17 protein-coding genes are annotated in these 16,304 nt (G+C 69.8%); 5 read left to right on the plus strand and 12 right to left on the minus strand.

Annotated features, from left to right (window positions below):
* Nucleotides 1-50 precede the first annotated feature (50 nt).
* Together ACH47Z_RS39860 and ACH47Z_RS39865 are read left to right on the plus strand one after the other, a co-directional pair.
* Entirely contained in the window at nucleotides 51-401 is a 351-nt protein-coding gene (locus tag ACH47Z_RS39860; protein ID WP_399083100.1) for a hypothetical protein, read from the plus strand.
* Nucleotides 373-1,989 (plus strand): caspase domain-containing protein, encoded by a 1,617-nt coding sequence (locus ACH47Z_RS39865; RefSeq protein ID WP_399083103.1) that lies wholly within the window; start codon nucleotides 373-375, stop codon nucleotides 1,987-1,989. The genes ACH47Z_RS39860 and ACH47Z_RS39865 overlap by 29 nt, the downstream gene beginning before the upstream one ends.
* 249 nt (nucleotides 1,990-2,238) lie before the next feature.
* Here the strand turns inward: ACH47Z_RS39865 and ACH47Z_RS39870 are convergent, their stop codons facing one another.
* The 3 genes from ACH47Z_RS39870 to ACH47Z_RS39880 all read right to left on the minus strand — a co-directional run bounded on the left by ACH47Z_RS39870 (nucleotide 2,239) and on the right by ACH47Z_RS39880 (nucleotide 4,208).
* Nucleotides 2,239-3,237: a DUF6215 domain-containing protein gene (locus tag ACH47Z_RS39870; protein ID WP_399083106.1), complete on the minus strand. Its 999-nt coding sequence runs from the start codon at nucleotides 3,235-3,237 to the stop codon at nucleotides 2,239-2,241.
* A gap of 105 nt (nucleotides 3,238-3,342) precedes the next feature.
* Nucleotides 3,343-3,930: a GNAT family N-acetyltransferase gene (locus tag ACH47Z_RS39875; protein WP_399083109.1), complete on the minus strand. Its 588-nt coding sequence runs from the start codon at nucleotides 3,928-3,930 to the stop codon at nucleotides 3,343-3,345.
* A complete protein-coding gene (locus ACH47Z_RS39880) occupies nucleotides 3,927-4,208 on the minus strand; it encodes a hypothetical protein (RefSeq protein ID WP_399083111.1) in 282 nt (93 codons plus the stop codon). Before ACH47Z_RS39880 ends, ACH47Z_RS39875 begins: the two co-directional genes overlap by 4 nt.
* Before the next feature lie 2 nt (nucleotides 4,209-4,210).
* Between ACH47Z_RS39880 and ACH47Z_RS39885 the strand changes: the two genes are divergently transcribed.
* The 3 genes from ACH47Z_RS39885 to ACH47Z_RS39895 all read left to right on the plus strand — a co-directional run bounded on the left by ACH47Z_RS39885 (nucleotide 4,211) and on the right by ACH47Z_RS39895 (nucleotide 7,054).
* On the plus strand, nucleotides 4,211-5,113 hold the full coding sequence (locus tag ACH47Z_RS39885; RefSeq protein ID WP_399083114.1) for a hypothetical protein: 903 nt from the start codon (nucleotides 4,211-4,213) through the stop codon (nucleotides 5,111-5,113).
* A 121-nt stretch (nucleotides 5,114-5,234) separates the two neighbouring features.
* A complete protein-coding gene (locus tag ACH47Z_RS39890) occupies nucleotides 5,235-5,696 on the plus strand; it encodes a pyridoxamine 5'-phosphate oxidase family protein (protein WP_399083117.1) in 462 nt (153 codons plus the stop codon).
* 215 nt (nucleotides 5,697-5,911) lie between these two features.
* The gene (locus tag ACH47Z_RS39895) at nucleotides 5,912-7,054 is read left to right on the plus strand and encodes a 3'-5' exonuclease (protein WP_399083120.1); all 1,143 of its coding nucleotides are present in this window, start codon (nucleotides 5,912-5,914) and stop codon (nucleotides 7,052-7,054) included.
* An 81-nt stretch (nucleotides 7,055-7,135) separates the two neighbouring features.
* Here the strand turns inward: ACH47Z_RS39895 and ACH47Z_RS39900 are convergent, their stop codons facing one another.
* From ACH47Z_RS39900 to ACH47Z_RS39940, 9 genes are read right to left on the minus strand one after another with little or no spacing between them, the layout of a single operon-like run.
* Nucleotides 7,136-7,858, minus strand: a complete 723-nt coding sequence (locus tag ACH47Z_RS39900) for a hypothetical protein (protein WP_399083123.1) — start codon at nucleotides 7,856-7,858, stop codon at nucleotides 7,136-7,138.
* A gap of 34 nt (nucleotides 7,859-7,892) precedes the next feature.
* Nucleotides 7,893-8,405 (minus strand): hypothetical protein, encoded by a 513-nt coding sequence (locus ACH47Z_RS39905; protein WP_399083126.1) that lies wholly within the window; start codon nucleotides 8,403-8,405, stop codon nucleotides 7,893-7,895.
* Nucleotides 8,378-9,652 carry an MCE family protein gene (locus tag ACH47Z_RS39910; protein ID WP_399083129.1) on the minus strand — a complete coding sequence of 425 codons (1,275 nt, stop codon included), beginning with the start codon at nucleotides 9,650-9,652 and terminating at the stop codon, nucleotides 8,378-8,380. The genes ACH47Z_RS39905 and ACH47Z_RS39910 overlap by 28 nt, the downstream gene beginning before the upstream one ends.
* Nucleotides 9,649-10,932: an MCE family protein gene (locus ACH47Z_RS39915; protein WP_399083132.1), complete on the minus strand. Its 1,284-nt coding sequence runs from the start codon at nucleotides 10,930-10,932 to the stop codon at nucleotides 9,649-9,651. The genes ACH47Z_RS39910 and ACH47Z_RS39915 overlap by 4 nt, the downstream gene beginning before the upstream one ends.
* Complete coding sequence (locus ACH47Z_RS39920; protein WP_399083135.1) at nucleotides 10,929-12,038, minus strand: MCE family protein; 1,110 nt, start codon at nucleotides 12,036-12,038, stop codon at nucleotides 10,929-10,931. The genes ACH47Z_RS39915 and ACH47Z_RS39920 overlap by 4 nt, the downstream gene beginning before the upstream one ends.
* Nucleotides 12,035-13,198: an MCE family protein gene (locus tag ACH47Z_RS39925; protein ID WP_399083138.1), complete on the minus strand. Its 1,164-nt coding sequence runs from the start codon at nucleotides 13,196-13,198 to the stop codon at nucleotides 12,035-12,037. The genes ACH47Z_RS39920 and ACH47Z_RS39925 overlap by 4 nt, the downstream gene beginning before the upstream one ends.
* The gene (locus ACH47Z_RS39930; RefSeq protein ID WP_399083141.1) at nucleotides 13,195-14,235 is read right to left on the minus strand and encodes an MCE family protein; all 1,041 of its coding nucleotides are present in this window, start codon (nucleotides 14,233-14,235) and stop codon (nucleotides 13,195-13,197) included. The genes ACH47Z_RS39925 and ACH47Z_RS39930 overlap by 4 nt, the downstream gene beginning before the upstream one ends.
* Nucleotides 14,232-15,488, minus strand: a complete 1,257-nt coding sequence (locus ACH47Z_RS39935; protein WP_399083145.1) for an MCE family protein — start codon at nucleotides 15,486-15,488, stop codon at nucleotides 14,232-14,234. Before ACH47Z_RS39935 ends, ACH47Z_RS39930 begins: the two co-directional genes overlap by 4 nt.
* A gap of 11 nt (nucleotides 15,489-15,499) precedes the next feature.
* Nucleotides 15,500-16,303: an MlaE family ABC transporter permease gene (locus ACH47Z_RS39940; RefSeq protein WP_399083148.1), complete on the minus strand. Its 804-nt coding sequence runs from the start codon at nucleotides 16,301-16,303 to the stop codon at nucleotides 15,500-15,502.
* Nucleotide 16,304: the final 1 nt, after the last annotated feature.

Consider the following 16,304-nt stretch of genomic DNA (forward strand, 5'->3'; position numbering starts at 1 on the left):
CGGCTCTGGCTCCGTACAGTTGATCTGCCGTCACTGACCGAGGGGGAGCCATGAGTTCTACAGCCGCAGGACCGCCCGACGAACCGGCGCTGCCGTTCTGGGTGTCGTGCGACGATCAGGACGCTGAGCCCGAGGACGAGGGCGACTCCATGGGCCTGTTCGGTGTCGGGGATGCGGAGGTGCGGCTGAGGAACGTACCTCTGGGGCCCCTGCGCAAGAATCTTGCCGACGCCGTGGACGCCTTGCAGCAGGTGTTCACCGAGGCTGCCGCCCGGGGAGGGCCACTTCCGTTGCGGGAGGCGCACCTGTCCTTCCAGGTGACCGCGAGCGGTGGTGTGCAGTTCATCGGCAGCGCGCAGATCCAGCGCGGCCATGGCATCACGCTGGTCTTCAAGCAGTGACCGGTGCGTGATGGCACGGCATAGAGCTCTGCTCATCGGGGCGAGCGACTACGAGATGCGCGGTGTCCCCCCGCTTCCCTTCGTTCCCAATGACCTCGCCCGTCTCGGATCGGTGCTCGAGGACCGAGGCTTCGACGTTCTGGTCGTGGCCGGGCGAGAAGACGGCAAGCAGGTGTCGCGGAATTTCGTGGACGGCCAGGTGACCGGATTCCTCAGACGTGCCGGCACGGACGACACGCTGCTCATCCTGCTGAGCGGGCACGGAGTGCACGCCGGGGGGCGCGACTTCCTCGTCCCGGAGGACATCCAGGAGGACACGCACCCCTTCGAATCCGGGTGCGTGGCGATCGACTGGCGCGCACACCTCGACGAGACTTCCGCGGGTCGCGTCGTCTTTCTGATCGACGCCTGCCGGGAGGGGATCGAGCAGGAGTCGATGGGCGTTGCGAGTGTCCGGCAGTGGGGCCGGCAGAGGGTCAGCGCCGCGCTGCGCCGCAAGGTGGCTTACGTCTACGCCTGCTCGCCGGGGCAGTTTGCGCTGTTCGTGCGCTCGCGGGACAAGACCGTCGACCCTGTGGCCGGTGTGCGCCCCGGCGAATCATTCAGTATCTTCTCGCGGTCGGTGTCGGACGTCATCGCCGCCCACCCCGGTACGGCGGCACTCGGCCTCCAGGAGTTCCAGCGGTCCGTCCAGGACCGGATCACGGAATTGCACCGGACATACCGGAAGGCCGGGCAGCCCCAGACGCTGCGGATCGTCACCGACATCCCGGCCGACGACTTCTCCTTCCTGCCGCCGCCGAGGACGCCGAACACGCGGTCGGGCCGTTCACCGCAACCGTCCGTTGCGCGTCCAGACTCCGATACAACGGCACACATGAGCACCGCGATGGGCGCCCTGGCAGGCACGCCCCGATCGGCGCGCACGGCGCGTGGCTTCCGGCTGGCAGGGCGGGTGCTCTCCGTACTGGCTCTCCTCGGCGTACTCGGCGTCACGGCCTGGGCCATCGTCACCTACAACGGCAAGGGCAGCACCAACGGACGCGGCACGGGGTCGGACAAGGCCGGATCGACGACCTCAGCCGCACCTGGCTCCTCCAGCCCGAAGGCGTCGCACACCAACAGCAAGGGAGGTGACGGCGGTTCGGGATCACCGAAGGCCGCAGCGTCCGGTGGCAACGCTCTCCCCGCCTGCACCCCGACCGCCGTGGAGTTAACCGTACGCAGCCTCCACAACACCTACACGCACGCTGAGGCACCCACCGTGCTGGTGACGGCGAAGAACTCCTCGGACAACGACTGCAAGGTCGATCTCGGGCCGCGGAAGGCGGTGTTGACCCTCACAATGGCCGACGGTACCGACCCCTACTGGTCCTCGGCCGACTGCCCCGGAACCGCCGACAGCCGGTTGTTCCTTGCGCCTGCCCACGGCACCGTCACGAACACCGTGCAGTGGAACCGGAAACCGAGCGCCCCCCGGTGCGCGGCGCCTCCCTCGGGTACGGCGGAGGCGGGAACATATCTGGTGGAGCTGACGGCACCGGGATTCGGAAAGGCACAGGCGTCATTTGTCCTGAGTGCGGACTGAACGCGGACCGCCCGACGGGTGCATGACGGCGCCGCAGGGGTGAGGTGGGCGCGCGGACGGAGTGCGCCGGACCGCCCAGAACGCCGGCTATGCGGTCAGCTCTCCGCCGCGCGGTGGATCGACATGGCTTCCAACTACGCCACCGGGTAGGCGCTTGGGTGCCGCCGGCCCGGGGACGCCACGGGTGATTTCGGGCTTCTCGGAATCCGTATCATCACCCGGCTTGGCCGGGACCGGCGGCAAGAGGTCTCATCGAGCACTCCGTTCGGGGATCGTCGGAAGAACCTTTTCGGCGATGTCGAGGAGAACGCTGTCGTCCGGGAGGGCTCCGGACGTGCTCCACACGGTGATGGCGTAGGAGCCGCCCCGGTCCTTCCCGTCGAGGGCCACGGTCAGCGTCCTGGCCAGGGGACCTTGTTCGACCGGTCCGCCGGATCCGCCGCTTTCGAGACTGATCTTGAACTTCATGGTGTGATCAGAGGAGAAGACTGCGGGGCGGCCGAGAACCGTGCCCGTCTTGATTTCCTTCTCGCCCCCGATCGTCATCAGCTTCACGTACTGGGCAGTCGACAGGTCGTTGTAAGTGGCCGAGAGGTTCACGGTGTACGTGTCGAACGTGACCTCGGCCTCCGGCTGGGCGACCTTGCCATCGGTCAGGGGAGCGGTGTTGCTGGTGCCGGAAGCCGTGGTCGCTCTCTCTTCAGGTGTTTTGAGGAGCCGAGCCAGGTCGGGCCGGTTGAGCGCGGTGCACAGCTCGTCACCGGTCACAGCCTCGGGTGTCTTCTTGTAGGCCCTCGGCAGTTCCTCGTCTGCCCTGCCCGGACACGAGGCAGGCTGCGGCGTGCTGTCGTCGGACGGCAGCACGCGCGGGGCCACCCACAGCGCGGCCGCGAGTGCCCCGAACACGGCCACGGCCGCGACGGCCTGGCCCCACGCGTTGGGTTCCTTCTGAGGAGTGTCCGGGCCGGGACGCTGCCCGGCTCCGGCCTGTGCCTGGGCGGCGGCATCGACCGCCGCCTCGTCTGCGCAGGCCACCGGACTCGGGATCCGGCGTGCGCGCAGCGCCCGGACCACCGCGTAGACGCGTATCGCGGTGAACACGATGAACACCACGCCGAGACCGGCCGCGCCCCGGTCGTGATCGCGGACAGCGAGATACATGATGCGTACACCGAGAACGGACCCGATCGCGATGATCAGGGGCTCGCGGACCCAGAAAGGCAGGAGACGGAGGAGGAAACCGAGCATCCGGTGATCTCACCAGGACCAGATCACGTTCGCCGTGGTGGAGGCCACAGTTCCGGGAACGTGCAGCGCCCTGCCGAAGCCGAATGCAGCACTGTCCGGCCGGGGTCATCGCTCCCGCCGGCCACAGCCCGAGAACGAAGGGCTCCTTGCAGGCGGGTACCGGACACGGTGCGGGGCCTCATGTGTCCGGCCGCCGCGTGGACTTGCCCGCGTGTGCGTTCTGAAAGAGCCGGAGAACGCGGGGACCAGGTGGCGGAGCGTGACGGCGTGGTTCGGGCTGTCCGGGAAGGGCTGCCGGCGGCCGACGGTGGTGTACCCCCACGCCTCGTAGAGGGCCTGGACGGCGTGCAGGCGTTCGGCGGTGCCGGTCTTCCGCCGACGCGGGCGCACCACCAGCTCCGAGACGCTGAACGTCGAGTCGTCCGCCGGCGGTTCGCTCTCGCGCTCGCGCCACCACTCCCGGCCCGGAGTCGCCGGAGCGCCGTAGGCGAACCCGACCGGCTCGCCTCCGTCGTAGCCGATGACGCAGGCGTAGCCGGTGCTGCCCCAGTGGTCGGTGAACCAGGGGAAGCACTGGTTGAATTCGTCGTCCATCTCGTCGGCGTAGACGTCCGCGTGCACGTTGAGGAGGGTCTGCCGGATCGCGGACAGGTCCGCGTGCCCGAAGTGGCGCAGTTCGATGGGGATGGTCACGAGGGGCTCCATTCGCTGCTGTAGCGGTCCATCCCGGCGTGCGCGATGTGCGCGGAAGGGACGCGGGCGGTCGGGTCGCGCTGGAAGTCGCCGAGGAGCTGGCGTCCCCGGCCTGGGATGGGGGCGCCGTCCATGACGGTGAAGACGCTGCCGCTGGTGGCACAGGCCTGCTCGATGTCGTCCTGGTGGAGCTGGGCGAGGGCGAGCCGGGCGGTGGAGAAGCTCGCGCTCGGGCTGCCGGCGGACAGCGGCCCCGACGATTCGTTCTGCCGCAGCACACATGACCACGTCCGTGGTCGCCGGACTCGACGACACGTCGCTGATCCTGGCCCTGCAGGAAGTGACCGAGGATCTCACGGCCGACGGCTCGCCCCATGCCTTGCCCATGGACCAGGACGAGGCATGGGAACTGCTGCTGGCCCTGCTCCGGGAGGGCGGGTACAGCGGCGCCGAGTTGGCCGAACTCGATCGGCCCGGTCAGTACGCGGCCGCCCGTCGAGTCCTCGTGGAACTCGTGGAGGACCCCGCCATCCGCGACGCTGCCGGACCGGTGCTCGCGGACCCGCCGTCCGACACCCGGCTGGGCGCCGACCTGGCGGGGCCCGCGCTTGCCGCCGTGGCCGGCACCGTGGCCTGGCCGCAGACCAAGGTCGACGTACGGATCAAACGCAAGGACGGCAAGACGGAGTTCGAGTTCCGCGTGGTGAAAGAGTCCGCACCAGCCAAGTCGGTTCGACAGGGGTTGTGGTGGTGCCTCTGGCCCGGCATGCACATCGCCCGGCGGGGGCTCTCGGTCTCGATCAGCAACCCGACAAGAGCCGCTGGTTCTCTCGGCTACCACCATGGCCACCAGAGCTTTCGGCCGGACGCGGCGCGAAGGGACAGCGGTTCTACGACTGGCCACCACCAGCTCCTGGTCCGTCGCAACCGCACCACCGGTGAACTCGCCTATTGCCGCTGTCACTCCACCACGTCGGCACCCCTGGCCACCCTGGTCAAGGTCGCAGGTTCCAGATGTTCCAAAGTGAGAACGGGCTGGCCGGACTGGATGGGCACCAGGTCCGCCGCTACCCTTCCTGGGCCCACTGGGTCACCCTCGCAACGCTGGCCCATGCCTTCCTCGCCGTCGTCCGCGCCGACGAACACGCACACAGCCCCATGCCGGGCGCCCCGATCCCGCTGATGGCCGCTCTGAGCACCGAAGTCGGTCGCCCTGAGCCAAAAGCTGAGGGGTTCATCGGTCGCTGGGCGTAGGTCCTGAGCCTCAGGCGCGCTTCGCGCCTGCTTGGCTAGGGTCGGTCCTCATGGAGACCACGGGAATCGTTCGTCGCCAGCCGGCGGAGCGTATGCGCGACGCTCTTGAGCGGCTCGTCAACGAGCGGGATGTATGGGTGTCGACGGCACACCCTGATCACGGGCCGCACCAGGTGCCGCTGTGGTTCTTGTGGGATGGGCGAGCAGTGTGGATGTGCACCAGCGCCACTTCCGTGACTGCGCGGAACGTCCGCAAAGAACCGCGCGTGCGCCTGTCGCTACCGGACACCTTCGACGTCGTGCTCCTCCAGGGTGAGGCGGAGTGCTTCCCGGACCAGGAGGTGCCCGGACACGCGGCGGAGGCGTTCGCCGACAAGTTCGGGTGGGATCCACGCCTGGAAGAGGGTTCCTTTCTGTATGTACGCGTGGTCCCGAGAACTGTGCGCGCCTGGCGCGGCGAGCCGGAACTACGCGGGAGAGTCATCATGCGCGACAGGATGTGGCTGGAATAGCGGCCGTCCCTCGCCGACGCGCCATGCTCGGACTGTCGTCCCGGGAGCCGATCTGGAGCGGCCCCGGACACCGACGTCGACGGAATGCATCTCGAACGGCACGCATCGGGTTCGGACCGGGTTGCCGTGGCGGGATCTGGTCCGGTTGCGGGAATGGGCAGCCCGCTGGAGATCTTGAAGCGACTGATCACGTGTCTCGGCCCTATGGAGATGTTGTGCCCACGCTCGACCGCCAGCCTGAGGCCCTGATGGATGAGTTGCTCGAGGCGCTCCCGAATGGGTGGAGTTGTACTCCGGACTACGCCCCAGGGGACCCGTCGGCCGAGTGGTACGACCTGGACATGCGTGAGCGAGCCCGGGACACGCGGCCCCAGGGCGTGCATCTCCGGCCGGGTGAGGAGATCGTCCACGACTGGCGCTTGATCTTCACTCGTGAGCAGTCCGATCGCACCATCGACGGGGCTTTCGTGGGAGTCCTGCGAGGCCCCGGCGGCGCCCACCAACTCTTCGCTCATTACCGGAACATGGACGCCGAGCCCGCAGGCCTGTTCCGCCGCTGGTCGGACCACGTGCCGGCCCATGGGATCGCTCACTGGCTTCAGCAGACCGCCAGGGCCACCGACACCGACCTGATCGAACGCGCTCTTGCAGAGGAGCGCCGAGACTCCCTGCTGGGAAAGCGCTGGTTCCCTGGCCCCTCCGTACTGGTGCTCGACACGGAAACCACCGGCACGTACACCGACCGAGACCGCGTCGTCGAACTGGCGTGGTTGCTGGCCGACCACGCCCCGCGGAAGTGGCGCAGTCATCTGATCAACCCCGGGGTCCCCATGCCAGCCGACGCCTACACGGTCAACGGCATCGACGACTCCCTGCTGCACGCCGAGGGCGGGAGTCCTGCGCAGACGCTCGACCACGCCTTGGAAGCGATAGCCGAGCACCTTCGTGAAGGTGCGGTCCTGGTGGTGGCGAACGCCGAATTCGACCTGGAGTTGCTGGATGCCGAATGCCGGCGCCACAGCCTCCGGCCACTGGCCGCCCGAGTCGGCGTGGAACATCTGGAGGCGATTGACCCGATACGTATCCATCAAAGGCTGTTCGGCGCCCGCAAAGGCCACAGCACCATCCCCGCACTAGCCGAACTGTACGTTTCCGGCGGCCCGATCGGTTCGCATACGGCTCTCGGTGACTGCCACGCCACGCTCCATATCCTGGTTGGTCTGCTGCGCCAGGAGGGCGAGCGGATCGTGCGGCGCGTCACCCTCGACGACGCTCACCGAAGCATCAGTGGCAACCACACGCCCGGAGCCTTGCCACGTCTCGCCCTGCACCACCTGCTGGCCCTCAGCCGTTCCTGACCCTGCCCGTCCACATCGGCGGGAGACGGTTGGAGCTCGTCGTGACCTCCTCTGAGCGGTGAGGCTGCCTTCCCCGCCTGGTCAGAGGGCGTCGACGCCACTCACCTTCCAGCCGTCGGAGGTGTGCGTGAGCGTCAGTCGCACCCGGTTCAGGTCCAGCCGGGGTGCCGGGACCTGGGTGCTCTGGGTGACCTGGTTGACGAAGAGCAGGACGACGGCCTTGTCCGGTGTGGCCGACACGACGGACGCAGCAGGGGTGCCGCCGTCGGAGGGCGTGGCCACGGTCGCCTTCACCACGCCGTGGTACGTGGTCGCTGTCGGCGCGACCACCGTCTTCGTCGTCCTGCCGTACTGGTCGCGGAAGTGCCCGGTCAGCAGGGCGCGGGCCCGGGCGAAGTCCCGGTCCAGATGCTGGTAGTCGTACGACAGCACGACCGGCGCCGCCGTCCGCGCGGCCGCCAGCGCCTCGCCGCGGGCCTGCTCCGCCTGCCGCCCCTGCCGGTACTGCCATCCGAGGACGGCGGCCACGACCAGGGCCGCCACGAGGACGAGGACCGGCACCGCGGTGAGCACGCTCCGTCCGACCCTGCGCGAGGGCGCGCTCTCCTCCGGCTCATCCTCGAAGGACTCGGGCTCCGGCGGGTCCTCCCAGCCGTCCGCCGGCGGCTCGACGAGCAGGGTGCGCCCGGGTACGGCGCCCTCTTCCTGGCGGGCAGCGCGCTTGGCCGCCGCGCGGGCGGCCGCGGTCATGGTGCGGCGGGCCGGGGATCCGGTGCCGCGGGTGCGGGAGGTCGGGTTCGCCACGGTGTCTCTCCTCATTGACGGCCTCACAGTCGGGTCAGCCCACGAACGTGACATCGGAGGTCAGCCAGCGGCCGGCCACGCGCACGAGGTCGAGCTGGAGCCGGTAGGTGCGGGCCTGGCCCTCGGGCGCCGCGGTGTTGGTCACCTTGCTGTCGGCGACGACCAGGACCCGGGCCGAGCGCGCGTCGGACCGCACGATGCCCGCTTCCAGGACCTGCCCCTCGGACACCGACCTGTTCTGGGCGACGAGCTTCGTCAGCTGCGCGGTCTGCGCGGCGAACTGCTTCTTGAAGTCGCCCGTGGCGCCCTGCAGCACGGTGCGGCTGTCCCGGTCGTAGTGCCGGTAGTCGAGCGAGGTGAAGTTCAGCGCCGACTGGCGGGCCGCCGCCATGATGTCCTGACGGCGCTGCTCCGCCGCGCGCTGGTCGGCCAGCTTCAGGCCCAGCCAGACACACAGCACGGTCGTCAGCACGGTCGCGGCGACGAGCCCCGCCGACAGCAGCCTCGCCCGGCCCCCTGTCACGCCATCGGTCCCACGAGCAGCCATTGCCAGGACTCCTTTCCGAACACGGTCTGTTCGCCGCCCGTCGAGCCGATCTCGACGGGCGCTGCGTCCGGGCCGGTCACGGTGCCGGACTCCGGGTCGTACGGGGCCACGAACGCGGCCTGGTCGGCGCTGTACCGGCCGGTGGCCGGGCCGGGCGCGTTCTGGGCACCGCGCACCGAGGTCTTGCTGCCGCGCGGTGCAGTGCAGCGCGCGCCGGTGTTCGCCGGGCGCGTGCCGGTGTCGGCGGGGTCGCGCCGCTGGGTGCCGTAGCCCTGGGTGCACGCGGGCGGGTCGTCGGCGTTCACGGTCAGCCCGAAGTGGGTGGTGCCGTCGCCGGGGATGACCGTGTAGCTGCCCGCGACCGTGAGCGGGAGCGTGACCAGGGACTGTTCGACGCCGGGCAGCCGGGCCAGGGTGATCTGGCCGCCGCTGATGAGGTTGGCCAGCAGGACCGGTACGTGCGGACGCGTGGACTTCAGCAGGGAGTCCAACTGCTGAGCGGCGGGCTCGGTGTTGCCGATCAGCCTGCGCAGATCGCCGTCGCTCGACTTCAGCTGCTCGGTGAGCGTGGCCAGGTCGCGGGAGAACGACTTGATGGCCGAGCCCTGGTCGGCCTGTGTCTTGAGCACTTTCCGCGAGTCCTCGATCAGCGAGACCGTCTGGGGGAGCGACTCGGATGCCGATTCCACCAGCGCGTTGCCGGAGTCCACCAGCCGGCTCAGGTTCGGTCCGGTGCCGGCGAAGGCCTTGCCCAACTCGTCCACGGTGACCCGCAGATCGTCCTTGCCGACCGAGTTGACCAGCCGGTCGAGGCTGAGGACCAGGTCGGCGACCGGCAGCGGGGTCCGGGTGCGGCTGCGCGGGATCGGGCTGCCGTCCATGAGGTACGGCCCGCCCGACCGCCGTGGCTGGAGGTCGACGTACTGCTCGCCCACCGCCGAACGGTCGGCGACCACCGCGAGCGTGTCGGCCGGGATCCTCGGGGCGCCGTCCTCGATCTTCAGCGCCACCGAGACCCCGGACCCGGTCAGCTGCAGATCGCCCACACGGCCCACCGGTACGCCCCGGTAGGTGACCTCGGCGCCGGGGAAGACGCCCCCGGACTCGGCGAAGTCGGCGCGCACGGTGTACCCGCGGTGCAGGACGTCGTCCACGAGGCCCGTGTACCGGGCGCCGACGTACGACACCCCGAGGGCGGTGACGGTCGCGAAGGCGAGCAGCTGGGCCCTGACCGTACGTGTGATCACGGCGTTATCCCCTTCAGCATCAGCTCGGCGAGGCCGAGATCGATCCCGGGCGGGAGGCGACGCGAGCCGCCCGCGGTGCTGTAAGCCGCGGTGCACACGGGCGGGCACAGCAGGGTGCTGCCGTCGGAGGGCGTCGAGGGCACGGCGGGTGCGGAGGGCACGGGGGGCACGGTCGGGGTGCCTGGCAGGGACGGGACGGACGGGAGAGGGGCGGGAGTGGGCAGGCCGGGAAGGGTCGGGGTCCCGGGGGCGGGGGACTTTCCGCGCTTGCCCGGCTTGCCGGTGACGTTGCCGTACAGGTCCGCCAGGTCGAGGTCGGCGGTGATCCTCAGGTTGACGTAGTCGCCCTTGATGGCGTCCGTCGCGTTGCGCGGGAACGGGTAAGTGGTGAGGATCTCCAGGGAGTTGGGCAGGTCGTCGCCCGCCTTGTTCAGCTCCTGCAGGATGGGCTGGAGCTTCTTGAGGTTGGCGACGGTGTCGTCGTGGGAGGCGTTCACCACCCTGGTGCCGGTCTTGCCGAGTGTGGACAGGGCGGTGAGCATCTTCGTCAGGTTCCTGCGCTGGTCGGCGAGGGCCTTCAGGGCGGGCGGCATGGTGTCGACGGCCAGGGCGATCGTCTGCCTCTCGTTCTTCAGCCGCTTCGCCAGCCGGTCGACGCCCTTGAGTGCGCGCACGATCTCCGCCCGCTGGCCGTCGAGGCCGCCGAGGAACGTGTCGAGCTGCTTCAGCAGGGACCTGACCCGGTCCTCGCGCCCGCCGAGGGCCTTGTTCAGCTCGACGGCGATCGTCTTCAGCTGGGCCACCCCACCGCCGTTGAGCAGCGCGGACAGGGCCGACAGCACCTCCTCGACCTCCGGGTTGCGGCCGCTGCGGGACAGCGGAATGAGGTCGCCGTCGTGGAGCCGTCCGACGGGCGCGGTGCCGGCCGGCGCGGACAGGGCGACGTACTTCTCGCCGAGCATGCTCGTCTGCCTCAGGTCGGCGACCGCGTTGCCGGGCAGCTTCACCGAGTCGGCGATGCGCAGCCGCACCCGCGCGTGCCAGCCGTCCAGTTCCACCTTCTCGACCGTGCCCACGGTGACGTCGTCGACCTTGACCGCCGACTGCGGCACCAGGTCCAGGACGTCCCGGAACTCGACGGTGACGTGGTAGGCGTGGCCGTCCGAGGCGGCGCCGCCGGGGAGCGGGACGTCGTACCAGCCGTTGAACTCGCAGCCGGTCAGCAGCAGCGAGCCGATCGCCGTCCAGGCGGCCACCCGCCCCACGCGCTTCACGCTCATGCCGGTGCCCCCAGGATTCCGCCGAGGGTCTTGTCGACCGTGCCCGTCGACGCCGGGGCCGACGGCACCTCAGGCAGGGAGTCGAAGAGCTTTTTCAGCCCGGCGCAGTTGTCGTGGTCGTCGCCGGTCGTCTTCAGGATCGAGCAGAGCAGCGATGACGGATCCTGAGAGGTTTGCGCGTTGTTGCGGGTGTCGAGGGTGCCGGCGGCGGGGTTGTAGGCGTTCTGCAGGTTCGACAGGCCCGTGGGGGCGACGGTCAACAGCTCCTCCAGTGCGGCCCGTTGGGTGACGAGGACCTTGGTGACCTTGGCCAGGCCCTGCACGTCCGAGGTCAGCGCCTTCTTGTTGCCCTTCACGAAGCCGGCCACGTCACCGAGTGCGGCGGCCAGGTACTTCAGCGCGGCGGCGAGATCCTTGCGCTCCCCGGCCAGCTGCCCGGCCACGTCGGCGAGTTCGGTGTTGAACGACCGCACGCCGGCGTCGTCCGCCGCCAGGGCGGCCGTGAACACCTGAAGGTTCCGTACGGTCCCGAACAGGTCGCCGCGCCCGTCGGACAGCGTGGTGACCGCCTGGGACAGGTCGTCCACCGTCTGGTTGAGGTTCTGGCCCTGCCCCCGGAGGTTGTCCGCGCTCACCCCGAGCAGCCGGGACAGCGAGCCCTGCTTGTTGGCGCCGTTCGGGCCGAGTGCCTCGGCGGTGGTGTGCAGGCTGTCGAAGATCCGGTCCAGCTCGACGGGGACGGCCGTACGGGAGTCGGGGATGACGTCTCCGTCCCGCATGACCGCGCCCTTGCGGTACACCGGGAGCAGCTGCACGTAACGGTCGCTGACCACCGAGGAGTTGACGATGGCGGCCTGTGCGCCGGCGGGGACCTTGCGTCCCCGGTCGTACTCCAGCTCCACCCGGACCCGGTCGCCCTCCGGCGTGATCTTCCTGACCTCGCCGATGCGGACGCCGAGGACGCGGACGTCGGAGCCGGGGTAGATGCCGACGGTGCGCGGGAAGTACGCCGTGACGCGGACGCGGCCGGGGCCCGGCCAGAGGACGACGGCGAGGCCCGCGACGACCGCGAGCGCGGTGAACAGGGCCAGGAGTCTGCGGGTCATCGGGTGCCTCCCGTCCGTGGCGTGACCGGGGCGGCGACGAGGTTCTGGACGTAGGAGTCGAACCAGCGGCCGTTTCCGAGGGTGTTGGTGAAGAGCCGCACGTAGGGCGCGAGGAGCTGGACGCTGCGGTCGAGGCTCGCCTGGTTGCGTTCGAGCATCTTCAGGAAGGTGTCGAGGTTCTTCAGTGCGGGCCCGATCTCCTTGCTGTTGTCGTCGACCAGGCCGGACAGCTCGATGCCCAGCAGCGCGGAACTCTTGAGCAGCGTGTGGATCGCCGCGCGCCGGTTGTCGATCTCCTTGAACAGCGCGTCACCGTCCTTCACCAGCGCGGAGAAGTCCTTGGTGTGACCGGCCAGCACCTTGGTGACCCCGTTCGCATGGTCGAGGAGCCCGCGCAGCGCCTGGTCACGGGAGGCGACGGTCCGGGAGATCCGTGACAGTCCCTTGATCGAGGCCCGCACCTCCTCGGGGGAGTCCTGGAAGGTGAGGGAGATCGTGTCCAGTGCCTTCGCGAGCCGGTCCGTGTCGACCGCCTCGGTGGTGGTCGTCAGGTCGCTGAAGGCCTGGACGACGTCGTACGCCGACACGGTCCGGCCGAGCGGGATCTCGCTGCCGGGCTTCACCTGGCCGGGCCCCTTCGGGTACAGGGCCAGGTACTTTGCGCCGAGGATCGTCTTGACGCGGATCGCCGCGCCCGTGTCGTTGCCGAACCCGGGGTGGCCCTTCACCTTGAAGGTGACCTTGACGTGGTCGCCGTCCAGGTCGACGCCTTCGACCTTGCCGACCTTGACCCCGGCGATCCGTACCTCGTCGCCCGGCTTGAGCCCGCCGGCCTCGGAGAAGGCCGCGCTGTAGGTGGTGCCGCCGCCGATCAGCGGCAGGCTGTCGGCGTTGAAGGCGGCGAACGTGAGCAGCGCGAGGACGGTGAGGCCGACGGCGCCTATGACGACCGGGTTCCGCTCGCGGAAGGGCTTCAGGCGCGGGCGCTTCAGCCGGATCGTGGGCAGCTTCGGCGGCAGGACGCGCACCTTCACCAGAGGCTGGGGGCGGGCCTTGCGCCTCGGCAGCAGCCGGGGGAGTCTCGGCAGCTTCGGCGGCAGGACCCGTACCTTCACCAGAGGCTCGGGGCGGCGGCGCCGCCTTGGGACACGCAGTCTCATCCGCCACACCTCGCCCGCGCCACGTGCAGGTCCGGGGTGATCACCTGCTTGGTCTTCGGCAGCACGATCCGGCCGTCGAAGTCGCAGAGGTAGAAGTTGAACCAGGAGCCGTAGGACGCCGTCCCGGTCAGCGCGTTGAGCTTGTTCGGCAGCCGCTTCAGGACGCCCTCCACGGTGTGCTCGTTCTTGTTCAGCGTTCCGGTGAGATCGCCGAGCCCTGCGATGTCGTCCTTCAGCGGTGGACGCGCGTCCTTCAGCAGCCCCGACGTGACGTCGGTGAGGTCGCCGATGCTCACCAGCGACTCCCCGATGGGCCCCCGGTCGGCGGCCAGCCCCGAGACCACCCGGCGCAGCTGTGTGAGCAGCCCGGAGAAGCGGGAGCCGCGCTTGTCGAGCGTGTCCAGGACGGTGTTGAGGTTGTCGACCACCGAGCCGATCAGCTGGTCGCGGTCGGCGAGGGTGGTGGTGAGCGAGGCCGTGTGCGCGAGGAGGCTGTTCACCGTGCCGCCCTCGCCCTGGAGGGTCTGGACGATCTCGGTGGCGAGTTGGTTGACGTCGCTCGGGCTGAGCGCGGCGAACAGCGGCTTGAAGCCGTTCAGCAGGGCGTTGAGGTCCAGCGCCGGCTGGGTCCGGGACAGCGGGATGGTGCCGCCCGGCCGCAGCCGGGCGGTGACGTCTCCGGGGCCCTCGGTGAGCGCGATGTACCGCTGCCCGACCAGGTTGCGGTAGCGGACGACCGCGTGGGTCCCCGCGAGCAGCGGCCGGTCCGCGCTGACGGTGAACGTGACCTCCGCCAGGGTCCGGTCCTTGACCCGGATGCCCTCGACCTCTCCCACCCGTACTCCGGCCACGCGGATGTCGTCGCCGGTCTCCAGCCCGGTGACGTCGGTGAACACGGCGTGGTAGGTGTCCTTCGGGGTGAAGGAGAAGTTGACGATGGTGGCGGCGAGCAGCGCCGTCGCCGTGATCGTGACCAGTGCGAAGAGGCTGAACTTGACCAGCGGGGCGGCGGTCTGCCGGGCTCCTGACCTGCTCATGCGACACTCACCGCCGTTCCGCGCGCGAGCGGACCGAACAGCAGGGTCGTGACGGGCGGCACCTGGTCGGCGGGGACGCCCAGGACGGGGGCCACGAGCGAGCCGACGGCCCGCTGCTCGGCCCGGGTGGCGGACACGTTGACACCTCCGGGGAGTGCGCCGCCGGAACCTCCGGCCGACGTACCGTCATCGAGATGGGGTTTCGGGCCGGGCACCTGAGGATGCGGCAGGCCACGGCAGTCCGGGCCGGACTTCTCGCCGTACACGGGCTCCTCACCGGGCTGGTACGCGCCCTGCGGCCGGACGACTTCGAGGGTGATCCGCATCTCGCCGCCCCGGAACGCGTCCTCCGAGGCCTTCTCCTGCCGGACCAGTCCCTGGAGCAGGCACGGGTACTCGGGGGAGTATCGGGCGAACAGCTCCAGCGTGGGGCGGGAGACCCGGCCCAGGGTGATCAGCCGGTCGCCGTTGTCGGACAGGAATCCGTTCGCCGTGTCCGCCACGGAAGCGGTCGAGCGGAGCGCGGCGGCCAGCTGGTCCTTCTTGTCGACGATCGTGCGGCTCGTGGTGACCGTGTTGCGCAGGATCCGCATCAGGTCGGGCGCGGCGTCACCGTACACCTCGGCGACGTCCGCGAACCGCGAGATGTCCTCCTTGAGGGAGGGCATGTGCGGGTTGAGACGGCGCAGATAACCCTCGACCCGGGTGAGGTTGTCACCGATCCGGTCGCCGCGGCCCTCCAGCGCGGTGGCGAACGCGGAGAGCGTGGCGTTCAGCTCACCCGGCTGGACCGTGCGCAGCAGCGGCAGCAGGTCGTTCATCAGCTGCTGCACCTCGATGCCGACCTTCGTGCGGTCCTGGGTGATGACGTCGCCGGCGCGGATGGGCCGAGCCGACGTCCGCGCAGCACCCGGGGGCGGGACCAGGTCGACGTACTTCTCGCCGAACAGCGTCTTGGGCAGCAGGCGGGCGTGCACGTCCGAGGGGATGTACGGGACGTACCGGGGATCGAGCGCGATGTCGAGCGTGGCCTTCGTGCCGTCCGCGTGCACCTCGCGGACCTCGCCGACCAGCAGCCCGCGCAGCTTGACGTCGGCGCGTGGATCGAGCTGGTTGCCGAGGGTGCCGGCCTCAAGGGTGACGGGCACGACGGACGCGAACGCCTGCTGGTAGACGGCCACCGCGAGCGACAGCAGCAGCGCGAGCACGGCGAGGAAGGCGGCGCCGTACAGCCTGAGTCTCATTCTGTGCATGCGCACCGCTCTCACCCCGCTATCCGTACGGTCGTGGTGGCGCCCCAGATCGCGAGGCTCAGGAAGAAGTCCAGGACGTTGATCGCCACGATCGAGGTCCGCACCGCACGGCCCACCGCGACGCCGACCCCTGCGGGGCCCCCGCTCGCGTGGTAGCCGTAGTAGCAGTGCACCAGGATGATCAGCACGGCGAAGACGATCACCTTGCCGAAGGACCAGAACACGTCGACGGGCGGCAGGTACTGGTGGAAGTAGTGGTCGTACGTGCCCGTCGACTGCCCGTAGTAGCCGGTGGTGATGGTGCGGGCGGCCAGGTACGAGGACAGCAGCCCGATCACGTACAGCGGGATCACCGCGACGAAGCCGGCGATCATCCTCGTCGTCACCAGGAACGGCAGCGACGGCACGCCCATCACCTCCAGCGCGTCGGTCTCCTCGCTGATCCGCATCGCACCGAGCTGCGCGGTGAATCCGGCGCCGACCGTCGCAGACAGGGCGAGCCCGGCCACCAGCGGGGCGATCTCCCGGGTGTTGAAGTACGCCGACAGGAACGCCACGAAGTTGGAGGTGCCGAGCTGGTTGAGGGCCGCGTAGCCCTGGAGGCCGACCTCGGTGCCGGTGAAGAAGGACAGGAACGCGATCACACCGACCGTGCCGCCGACGACGGCGAGCGCACCGCGCCCGAAGCTCACCTCGGCGAGCAGCCGCAGGATCTCCTTCTTGTAGCGGCGCAGGGTGCGGCCCGTCCACGCGAGCGAGCGCCCGTAGAAGGACAGTTGGGCGCCCAGTTCCTCCAGACGGTTCAACAGCGCCATG

This window comes from Streptomyces sp. NPDC020192, from assembly GCF_044388685.1.
Lineage (GTDB): Bacteria > Actinomycetota > Actinomycetes > Streptomycetales > Streptomycetaceae > Streptomyces.

Coding starts and splice junctions, on each gene's coding strand:
- ACH47Z_RS39915 (WP_399083132.1), bottom strand. CDS start 10,932: ATGAGCGTGAAGCGCGTGGGGCGGGTGGCCGCCTGGACGGCGATCGGC.
- ACH47Z_RS39930 (WP_399083141.1), bottom strand. CDS start 14,235: ATGAGCAGGTCAGGAGCCCGGCAGACCGCCGCCCCGCTGGTCAAGTTC.
- ACH47Z_RS39885 (WP_399083114.1), top strand. CDS start 4,211: ATGACCACGTCCGTGGTCGCCGGACTCGACGACACGTCGCTGATCCTG.
- ACH47Z_RS39920 (WP_399083135.1), bottom strand. CDS start 12,038: ATGACCCGCAGACTCCTGGCCCTGTTCACCGCGCTCGCGGTCGTCGCG.
- ACH47Z_RS39860 (WP_399083100.1), top strand. CDS start 51: ATGAGTTCTACAGCCGCAGGACCGCCCGACGAACCGGCGCTGCCGTTC.
- ACH47Z_RS39905 (WP_399083126.1), bottom strand. CDS start 8,405: ATGGCTGCTCGTGGGACCGATGGCGTGACAGGGGGCCGGGCGAGGCTG.
- ACH47Z_RS39870 (WP_399083106.1), bottom strand. CDS start 3,237: ATGCTCGGTTTCCTCCTCCGTCTCCTGCCTTTCTGGGTCCGCGAGCCC.
- ACH47Z_RS39940 (WP_399083148.1), bottom strand. CDS start 16,303: ATGGCGCTGTTGAACCGTCTGGAGGAACTGGGCGCCCAACTGTCCTTC.
- ACH47Z_RS39865 (WP_399083103.1), top strand. CDS start 373: ATGGCATCACGCTGGTCTTCAAGCAGTGACCGGTGCGTGATGGCACGG.
- ACH47Z_RS39890 (WP_399083117.1), top strand. CDS start 5,235: ATGGAGACCACGGGAATCGTTCGTCGCCAGCCGGCGGAGCGTATGCGC.
- ACH47Z_RS39925 (WP_399083138.1), bottom strand. CDS start 13,198: ATGAGACTGCGTGTCCCAAGGCGGCGCCGCCGCCCCGAGCCTCTGGTG.
- ACH47Z_RS39935 (WP_399083145.1), bottom strand. CDS start 15,488: ATGCACAGAATGAGACTCAGGCTGTACGGCGCCGCCTTCCTCGCCGTG.